Raw genomic sequence first — 7,597 nt, forward strand, 5'->3', positions numbered from 1 at the left:
GATCTATTGCTATCGCGAGCAGGCTCACTCCTACAGGGATCAGCGTCGTGTCTTATCAGCTATAGTGCCGCGCGGGTTTTGTTATGGAGACATCCCTTTGCGCATTGTTCTTTTATTCACCGCGTGGCTATTGAGCTTCGGTGCCGTCGCGGCGCCAGGCGATATTGCGACGCTGGATCGCAGCACCTGGCCGGAGCAACTGACCAGCCCGACCCTGTTCGACGTCGCCTCGCGGGCGGAAATCCTCATGTTCGCCCGTGGCCTGCTCGGTACCGAATCGATGGACGAGGCCGCCCTGGCGAAGCGTCTGGGGTTGCGCACGGTCAATATCGATGCGGTCAACAGTCTGCGCCAACGCCTCTGGCAGCGCCTGTTGGCTAACTATAACTACGCCCAGCAAAGCTGCGATCAGGATGCCTCGTTCTGCTTCCTCGTCGAAGACCTGCCGACCCTGCGCGAGCAGGCCGCCAAGTTCGTGGTCAGCGATGACAGCTATTACACCAAGTGGGCCGAACCTAGCCGGATCTTTCATCTGCAGTATCTGGATGAGTTGATGCGCAAGGCTGCACTGTCGCCGCAGACCAGCAATGAATTCGATCATTTCGGCGACTACGAACGTAATGGCGACGAGATGCACGATCGGCTGTTTCTGCTGACGTTCGACAGCGCCGCCAATGCGCAACCGGACAATACCGGCTGGCTGGCCGAGTACCTGCGCAAGTCGAACCTGAGCGCTACGTTTTTCGTCTTGGGCAAGGATATTCAGGCGCGGTTGGCCGAGCGTTCGGTGAGCAGCCTGCAAGCAGCATTCTCGCAAATGTGCGTCGGCGTGCAGGGTTGGGAGTTCCGGTCCCACAGCCACTGGCAGGACTGGCAGGATTCGGTGCGGCGTAGCGCTGATCTGGTCAGGAACAAATTGCCGGAAAACTACGTGCCGCTGTTCCGTCCGCCAGATGGCCAGCGCCGCAGTGACGCGCAAGACTTCTTCAACAGCCAGGGCCTGCAAGTGGCGCTGTGGGACATCGATGCCCAGGACGGCGCCGGCAAGCTCAAGGGCGCAGCGAGCGCGCAACGGGTGCTGACCTTGATGTTGTTGTGGCGCCACGGGGTGATCAATTTCAACGTCAAGCAGGACGCGGTGAAGACCTCGATGCCGTGGCTGCTGACGCAAACGGCGCAAAGCGGTATCGGTTGGGAGGACTGTCAGGACGCGTTTCGCTGAGAAACGGCAGAAGCCCAGAAACATTGGGCTTGGGGCGAATTTTTCAGAGGATTCGATGCAGGCGGACTTCCGACTCTAACGGTGTCGACGGAGTCCGCCAAGGGCTTTTCGTCACTTTGCAAAATAAACTTAAAAAAACCGTCAAAGTACTTTTTTATGTCATCGGTTTTGGAGTATTACGAAGACAGACCGCCGAAACCTGCAACACAGGTGGCGTCTTCCAAGACCCGTTTGTTTGCAGTCACTTGAATCTCCGCAGGTGAGATTTCGGCAGTCACTTCGAGGCGCAGCACCGCCCAGGTATTGCGTCTACTGGCTCTGACAAAGGTGACCGAGTATGGATGATCACGGACGTAGCCCTTCCTCCAACCAGCCAATCCTTTATGTACTCGATACCAACGTATTGATTCACGATCCAAACGCCCTGCTGAATTTTGAAGAACACCACGTCGCGATCCCGATGACCGTGCTTGAAGAGCTGGACAAGCTCAAGAGCGGGCATCACAGCGTGGCCGCTGAATGCCGTCAGGCCATCCGGCTGATCGACAAGACCCTGGGCGATGCGTCCCCGGAAGATGTCGAACTGGGTGTGCCGATCCAGCGCGGCAAGGGTGGGCCGAAGGGCTTGCTGTCAATTCTGATGAGCAAGCAGGCCGAATCGAACCTGATTCTGCCCGAGCACCTGAACGACAACAAAATCATCAACCAACTGATCGACCTGCACACCCGCGAGCCGAAAAAACCGGTGGTGCTGGTTACCAAAGACATCAACATGCGCCTCAAGGCGCGCGCCTGCGGTATCGCCTCCGAGGACTACAGCACCGACCAACTGGTCGACGACGTGTCGCTGCTGCCCAACGGCTACCACAACATGACCGGCTCCTTCTGGGACCGCGTGAGCAAGGTCGAAACCCGTCAGGACCACGGCCGCACCTGGCACCAGGTGCAACTGATCGACAACCTGCCTGCGGTACACATCAACGAATTCATCATCGATGAACAGGGCTTCGTCGGCTGGATCAAGGAGATTGAAGAAGACCGCCTGCTGATTCTCGACCTGCATCAGGAGCCGTTGCTGCATCAGGAAGCGTGGGGGCTGAAACCGCGCGACATTTATCAAAGTCTGGCGCTGTACGCGCTGCTCGATCCGGACATTCATCTGGTCAACCTGTCGGGTGCCGCCGGTTCCGGTAAAACCATTCTGGCGCTGGCCGCTGCGATCGAGCAGACCATGGTCAGCAAGCGTTATCGTCGCATCATCGCCACTCGCAGTGTGCAGGGCCTGGATCAGGAAATCGGCTTCCTGCCCGGCACCGAAGCGGAAAAAATGGAGCCTTGGCTGGGCGCCATCACCGACAACCTCGAAGCCTTGCACATGGATGACGAAAACACCCATGGCAGCGTCGACTACATCCTCAGCAAAGTGCCGCTGCAGTTCAAATCACTCAACTACATTCGTGGTCGCAGCTTCCAGCAAAGCCTGATTCTGATCGACGAATGCCAGAACCTCACGCCGCACCAGATGAAAACCATCATCACCCGTGCCGGCGCCGGTTCGAAAGTGGTGTGCCTGGGCAACCTCGCACAGATCGACACCCCTTACCTGTCCGCGACCAGCTCCGGGCTGACCTACCTGACCGAACGCTTCAAGGATTTCCCCAACGGTGTGCACATCACCCTGCAAGGGGTGCCTCGCTCGATCCTGGCTGAATACGCCGAAACCCATCTGTAACCGCATCGCCAACAAAACCGGGCGGCCCCAAAGCCGCCCGGTTTTTTTATGCCCTACACAAATCACATGTAGGAGCTGCCGAAGGCTGCGATCTTTTGATCTTGCTCTATAAAAGCCAGATCAAAAGATCGTCCGATCGCGGCCCGAGCCTTCGGCAGCTCCTACATAAGGTGAGTGATATTCGTGGGTGCGGAAATTTGACCCGCAGGTTTACAATCCCCGCTCCTGATCAGGAGTAATCCCGTGCTGACTCATCTCGATTCCCAAGGTCGCGCCAACATGGTCGACGTCACCGAAAAAGCCGTGACGTTCCGTGAAGCGACGGCCCAAGCGCTGGTGCGCATGCTCCCCGAAACGTTGCAGATGATCGTCAGCGGCGGCCATCCCAAGGGCGACGTGTTCGCCGTGGCGCGCATCGCCGGCATTCAAGCGGCGAAGAAAACCAGCGATCTGATTCCCCTGTGCCACCCGCTGATGCTCACCGGCGTCAAAGTCGAACTCAGTGCCGAAGGCGAAGACAGCGTGCGCATCGTCGCCCGCTGCAAACTCTCCGGGCAGACCGGCGTCGAGATGGAAGCGCTGACTGCCGCCAGCGTCGCCGCCCTGACCATCTACGACATGTGCAAAGCCGTCGATCGCGGCATGACCATCGAAAGCGTGCGTCTGCTGGAGAAGGTCGGCGGCAAGAGTGGGCACTTTCAAGCGGAGCAGCCATGAACCTGACCGTGAGGTTTTTTGCCCGTTACCGTGAAGCGCTGGGCGTGGATTCGCTGAAGGTTGAAGGTGATTTCGCCACCGTCGATGACGTGCGCGCACTGCTGGCAACGCGTGATGGCGCTGAAGTATTGAGCGAACAGAACCTGATGTGCGCACGTAACGAAGACCTATGTCAGCTCGACGAGCCGGTGGTCGATGGCGACGAAGTGGCGTTTTTCCCCACCGTGACCGGAGGCTGAGCCATGGCGATTCGTGTGCAGGCCACGCCGTTCGATCCGGGCGCTGAAGTCAACGCGATGCACGCGGCCAATGTCGGCGTCGGCGCGGTGGTGAGTTTTGTCGGCTACGTGCGCGACTTCAACGATGGGCTGGATGTCGCGGGAATGTTCCTCGAACACTATCCGGGCATGACCGAAAAAGCCCTCGGCAAAATCGCCATCGAAGCCGAGCAGCGCTGGCCGCTGTTGAAACTGGAAGTGCTGCACCGCATCGGCGCGCTCGAACCGGGTGAACCAATCGTTTTTGTCGGCGCCGCCAGTGCGCATCGCCAGGCCGCATTCGATGCCTGCGCCTTCGTCATGGACTACCTGAAAACCCGTGCACCGTTCTGGAAGAAAGAAAACACCAGCGACGGGCCGCGTTGGGTTGAGGGGCGCGACAGTGATCATGCCGCGGCGGATCGCTGGAACAAGTAAGTCCTGTAGCGCCTTCAAATCCGCCATCGCTGGCAAGCCAGCTCCCACAGGATCTTTGGTGTACACAAAATCTGTGTACGACTCGATCACTGTGGGAGCTGGCTTGCCAGCGATGGGGCCCTCTGTAACACCCAAAATCTCTCTTTTCTTTAATTGACGATATGTACCTGCGAGTCCAATATGGATTTATAAGTACAAAAAAGCATCCCCTCCGTTTCAGCTCTTTCTTGCCAAACCAACAACAACTTCCGCGAGAGAACGAACATGAAGAAACTCCCCCTCATCACCGGTCTGGCCCTGAGCCTGTTGTCCTGCGCCAGCGTGTTCGCCGCCGAACAAACCCTGCGCATCGGCATCGAGGCGGCTTACCCGCCGTTCGCCTCGAAAACCGACAAAGGCGAAATCGTCGGTTTCGACTACGACATCGGCAATGCCCTGTGCGCGCAGATGAAGGTCAAGTGCGTGTGGGTCGAAGGTGAGTTCGACGGTCTGATTCCTTCGCTGAAAGTGAAGAAGATCGACATGGCGCTGTCGTCGATGACCATCAACGAAGACCGCAAGAAGTCGGTGGATTTCACCCACAAGTACTACTTCACTTCGTCGCGCCTGGTGATGAAGGAAGGCGCCAGCGTTGATGATCAGTACGCCAGCCTCAAGGGCAAGAACGTCGGCGTGCAGCGCGCGACTACCACCGATCGTTACGCCACCGAGGTGTTCGAGGCCAAGGGCATCAACGTCAAGCGCTACAGCAACAACGAAGAGATCTACATGGACCTCGCGGCGGGGCGGCTCGATGCGATCTTTGCCGATACCATTCCGCTGAATGACTTTTTGTCGATGCCGCGTGGCAAAGGCTATGCGTTTGTCGGGCCTGAGTTGAAGGATCCGAAGTACGTGGGCGAGGGCGCGGGGATTGCGGTGCGCAAAGGCAATACTGAATTGGTCAGCCAGTTGAATGGCGCGATTGATGGTATTCGCGCGAGTGGCGAGTACCAGAAGATTTCCGAGAAGTATTTCAAGTCCGACATTTACGGCGACTGATAGTCCGTCATCGCTGGCAAGCCAGCTCCCACAGTGATTGAGTCGTACACAGATGTTGTGTGCAACAAAAAAACTGTGGGAGCTGGCTTGCCAGCGATGGGGCCGGTTCAATCACCGCAAATCTCTAGCCCTTCATTTCCTTCAGGTGTTTGTACACCGTCGCCCGCCCCATGTTCAGCACATTGGCCACATAGTTCGAGGCACTCTTGCCCTTGAACGCGCCCTCGGCGTGCAGCGCCAGCACCAGTTCGCGTTTGTGATCGCGGGTCAGCACATTCAGGCTCAACTGCCGCTCGCGCAGCCAGGCGTGGAGGAAGGTGTTGATGCGTTCCTGCCAGTCATCGCGAAACAGTGAATCCGGTTGCGGGATCAGCTTGCTCGGCGACAGGAACAGGTCCAGCGCCGCCTTGGCATTCTCGAACAGCGAAATATTCAGATTGATGCACAGCACCGCCAGCGGCAGGCCTTCGCTGTCGCGCAGGACGCTGCTCAGGCTGCGAATCTTCTGACCGTCCCAGTTGAGCTTTTCGTACGGGCCAATGTTCCTGTCGCTGACATCCTCGCTGAGCATGTCTTCCAGTGACGAGTCGTCGCCGATCTCGCGTTTCGACAGGTTGTTGGCGATGTAGTCGACCTTCTGCGTGCGCAGGTCGTGCAGCACCACTTCGGCGTGGGGAAAAAACAGCGTGGCGATGGCGTCGGCGATGGCGCGGAAGTTATCCAGCGCTGGATCGAATTCGGGGGCGGTCATGACAGTGGAGCTCCAGGCAGCGTCAGCGCCCCCGTGATCAGGGGGCGCTGGGAGTGTGCCGCAATCCGTTGGGCGCGTCATCCGGGGGGACGATCAGGCGAGGCGGGCAGGGGAGAGCATGGCGCTGCTCAGGCCGAAGTTGCGCAAGTGCTCGGGCAAAGGCTCGCCGCGCACCAGTGCAGCGCTGGCCTGGCCCATCGCCGGCGATGTCTGAATGCCGTAGCCGCCCTGCGCCGCGACCCAGAACAGTCCGGGCACCTTCTGATCGAAACCGCTGAGCAAATCACCGTCGGCAACGAAACTGCGCAGCCCGGCCCACGTGCGGGTCGGACGGCGGATGGTCAGCGTGGTGGCTTCTTCGATCTGGTAAATGCCCATGGCGATGTCGAGTTCTTCCGGTTGCACATCGTGAGGCTCGACCGGATCGGCGTTGGCCGGCGAACCGAGGAACATGCCGGCGTCGGGCTTCATATAGAAGGACTCGTCGAGACTGACCAGCATCGGCCAGTGATGAATGTCGACGCCTTCGGGGCCGGCGAAGATGAACGCGGCACGGCGTTTCGGTTGCAGGCCCAGCGATTTGGCGCCGGCCAGTGCGCCGATCTTGTCGGCCCAGGCGCCGGCGGCGTTGATAATGACTGGCGCGCTGAAGGTCTTGCCGTTTGTTTGTACGTGCCAGAGGCCGTCGGCGTCGCGGCTCAGGCCAAGCACTTCGCAATCGGTATGGACTTCGCCGTTGTTGCGTCGGATGCCGCGCAGGTAGCCCTGATGCAGGGCGTCGGTGTCGATGTCGCTGGCGCTCGGATCGTAGATCGCGCCGTGGACTTTTTCCCGGCGCAGGATCGGCAGGCGCGCGCAGGCTTCGTCGGCAGTGAGCAACTGCATCTCAGGGACTGTGGCTTTGGCGCTGAGGTATTGGTTGTTGAGTTCGGCGGGGTCACCGGTGAAGTCGACGGTCATTTCGCCGCGTGGGGTCAGCAGTGGATGTTCGCAGAAACCGGCCGGTGGATGATCGAAAAACTCACGGCTGGCCTGGGTCAGTGCGCGTACTTGCGGGGTGCCATAGGCGGCGGTAAACAGCGCAGCGGAGCGTCCGGTGGAGTGATAGGCCGGGTGCGATTCACGTTCGAGCACGATGACTTTGCCGTGCGGCGACAGCCAGAAACCGGTGGAAGCGCCGGCAATCCCGCCGCCGATGATGATGAAATCTGCCTGGCTCATGAAAAACTCCAACGCTATCAAGGTTCTCCGGGAATCCGCCTGCGGCAGCTCCCAATTGAAATACATTCCCTGTAGGAGCTGCCGAAGGCTGCGATCTTTTGATCTTGATCTTAAAAAAACAGATCAAAAGATCGCAGCCTTCGGCAGCTCCTACAGTGGTCAGTTGTTGAGGTGGTAGAGCGCATTGGCGAGGGCGATGTCTTCCAGGCCCAGGCCAA

The 7,597-nt window shown here is 59.0% G+C and carries 8 protein-coding genes; 6 read left to right on the plus strand and 2 right to left on the minus strand.

Going from position 1 to position 7,597, the window contains the following annotated elements:
* Positions 1-97: 97 nt before the first annotated feature.
* The 6 genes from ACQ4MY_RS01495 to ACQ4MY_RS01520 all read left to right on the plus strand — a co-directional run bounded on the left by ACQ4MY_RS01495 (position 98) and on the right by ACQ4MY_RS01520 (position 5,407).
* Positions 98-1,222 (plus strand): polysaccharide deacetylase family protein, encoded by a 1,125-nt coding sequence (locus tag ACQ4MY_RS01495; RefSeq protein WP_440093345.1) that lies wholly within the window; start codon positions 98-100, stop codon positions 1,220-1,222.
* A gap of 337 nt (positions 1,223-1,559) precedes the next feature.
* Complete coding sequence (locus tag ACQ4MY_RS01500; RefSeq protein ID WP_008080207.1) at positions 1,560-2,954, plus strand: PhoH family protein; 1,395 nt, start codon at positions 1,560-1,562, stop codon at positions 2,952-2,954.
* Positions 2,955-3,197: 243 nt separating this feature from the next.
* Positions 3,198-3,671 (plus strand): cyclic pyranopterin monophosphate synthase MoaC, encoded by a 474-nt coding sequence (gene moaC / locus ACQ4MY_RS01505; RefSeq protein ID WP_008080206.1) that lies wholly within the window; start codon positions 3,198-3,200, stop codon positions 3,669-3,671.
* On the plus strand, positions 3,668-3,910 hold the full coding sequence (gene moaD / locus ACQ4MY_RS01510; RefSeq protein ID WP_008080205.1) for a molybdopterin converting factor subunit 1: 243 nt from the start codon (positions 3,668-3,670) through the stop codon (positions 3,908-3,910). The genes moaC and moaD overlap by 4 nt, the downstream gene beginning before the upstream one ends.
* A 3-nt stretch (positions 3,911-3,913) precedes the next feature.
* Positions 3,914-4,366: a molybdopterin synthase catalytic subunit MoaE gene (gene moaE, locus ACQ4MY_RS01515; RefSeq protein ID WP_008080204.1), complete on the plus strand. Its 453-nt coding sequence runs from the start codon at positions 3,914-3,916 to the stop codon at positions 4,364-4,366.
* A gap of 264 nt (positions 4,367-4,630) precedes the next feature.
* On the plus strand, positions 4,631-5,407 hold the full coding sequence (locus ACQ4MY_RS01520; RefSeq protein ID WP_440093349.1) for an ABC transporter substrate-binding protein: 777 nt from the start codon (positions 4,631-4,633) through the stop codon (positions 5,405-5,407).
* Between the two features lie 124 nt (positions 5,408-5,531).
* On the opposite strand, the gene ACQ4MY_RS01525 is transcribed toward ACQ4MY_RS01520, so the two are convergent.
* Together ACQ4MY_RS01525 and ACQ4MY_RS01530 are read right to left on the minus strand one after the other, a co-directional pair.
* Positions 5,532-6,158 (minus strand): helix-turn-helix transcriptional regulator, encoded by a 627-nt coding sequence (locus ACQ4MY_RS01525; protein ID WP_064393297.1) that lies wholly within the window; start codon positions 6,156-6,158, stop codon positions 5,532-5,534.
* A 93-nt stretch (positions 6,159-6,251) separates the two neighbouring features.
* Complete coding sequence (locus ACQ4MY_RS01530; RefSeq protein WP_440093351.1) at positions 6,252-7,379, minus strand: NAD(P)/FAD-dependent oxidoreductase; 1,128 nt, start codon at positions 7,377-7,379, stop codon at positions 6,252-6,254.
* Between the last annotated feature and the right edge of the window lie 218 nt (positions 7,380-7,597).

The sequence above is a fragment of the Pseudomonas sp. SM4 genome (assembly GCF_051913165.1).
Classification (GTDB): Bacteria; Pseudomonadota; Gammaproteobacteria; order Pseudomonadales; family Pseudomonadaceae; genus Aquipseudomonas.

What these genes read in the sequence shown, in the direction of transcription:
- ACQ4MY_RS01500 (WP_008080207.1), top strand. Translation starts at nt 1,560, where the DNA reads ATGGATGATCACGGACGTAGCCCTTCCTCCAACCAGCCAATCCTTTAT.
- moaD (WP_008080205.1), top strand. Translation starts at nt 3,668, where the DNA reads ATGAACCTGACCGTGAGGTTTTTTGCCCGTTACCGTGAAGCGCTGGGC.
- moaE (WP_008080204.1), top strand. Translation starts at nt 3,914, where the DNA reads ATGGCGATTCGTGTGCAGGCCACGCCGTTCGATCCGGGCGCTGAAGTC.
- ACQ4MY_RS01520 (WP_440093349.1), top strand. Translation starts at nt 4,631, where the DNA reads ATGAAGAAACTCCCCCTCATCACCGGTCTGGCCCTGAGCCTGTTGTCC.
- ACQ4MY_RS01525 (WP_064393297.1), bottom strand. Translation starts at nt 6,158, where the DNA reads ATGACCGCCCCCGAATTCGATCCAGCGCTGGATAACTTCCGCGCCATC.
- ACQ4MY_RS01530 (WP_440093351.1), bottom strand. Translation starts at nt 7,379, where the DNA reads ATGAGCCAGGCAGATTTCATCATCATCGGCGGCGGGATTGCCGGCGCT.